Source organism: Megasphaera cerevisiae DSM 20462, from assembly GCF_001045675.1.
Taxonomy (GTDB): domain Bacteria; phylum Bacillota; class Negativicutes; order Veillonellales; family Megasphaeraceae; genus Megasphaera; species Megasphaera cerevisiae.
This window is the reverse complement of the sequence record NZ_LEKT01000150.1, coordinates 1-729: the sequence shown is the minus strand read 5'-3', so window position 1 is coordinate 729 and position 729 is coordinate 1. Positions and strand designations below refer to the sequence as shown.

1 protein-coding gene is annotated in these 729 nt (G+C 32.4%); it reads left to right on the top strand.

What is annotated here, in order from left to right:
- Positions 1–241: 241 nt before the first annotated feature.
- The gene (locus AB840_RS15480) at positions 242–625 is read left to right on the top strand and encodes an urea transporter (protein WP_201775894.1); all 384 of its coding nucleotides are present in this window, start codon (positions 242–244) and stop codon (positions 623–625) included.
- The last annotated feature ends 104 nt before the right edge of the window (positions 626–729 follow it).

Below are 729 nucleotides of genomic sequence, written 5' to 3'. Positions count from 1 at the left end.
TTTCTGTACCTAATGTTGCAGGTAATCTGTAACCGATAGACCCCCATAAAGGCTGTCCAATAAAGGTATTGTCTTTATATAAAGCTAAATCATAGGCGCCAAAGAATGAAGAACCTTGTTCAACAATTAAAATATCATCCAGTTGTAGGAAGTCTTGCATCATTTTGAAATAAGCTGCTTGAGTTAATGGTTCATGATCGATTTGATAGTTTTCTCCTTAAAACTACTTTAGAAGGGTTTAGTGAAGTGTTTATCATACCTATTATATGGGCAAGTTGTGATCTTAATCGATTCTAGAAAAGCAAAGGTATATGCCATTTTAGGTACTGTACTCAGTTTTGTTATTGTAGCTATGTTAGGTGGTAACGTGAATGACATTAATCAAGATTTGTTTGGTTATAATTTAATATTAACAGCAATAGCATTAGGTACCACATTTAAGACGAATATCAATACATATTTTTCAACATTCCTAGGTTTATTATTAACTGTTCTATTGAATTTAGGTTTGAATACAATGCTTGAACTCATCGGTTTACAATCATTGACGATGCCTTTTATTCTAACAACTTGGATTATGTTATTTGCTGGTCGTCCTCATAGAAATATTGAGAATAAGAATTAATTAAAAACTCTGGTGCACGCTTATTCAAAAGCGTGTTCCAGAGGTTTAATTTATGACACTAAATAATGAAATGTATGGTGTTCTAGCTTATGGAAGATGAGCTC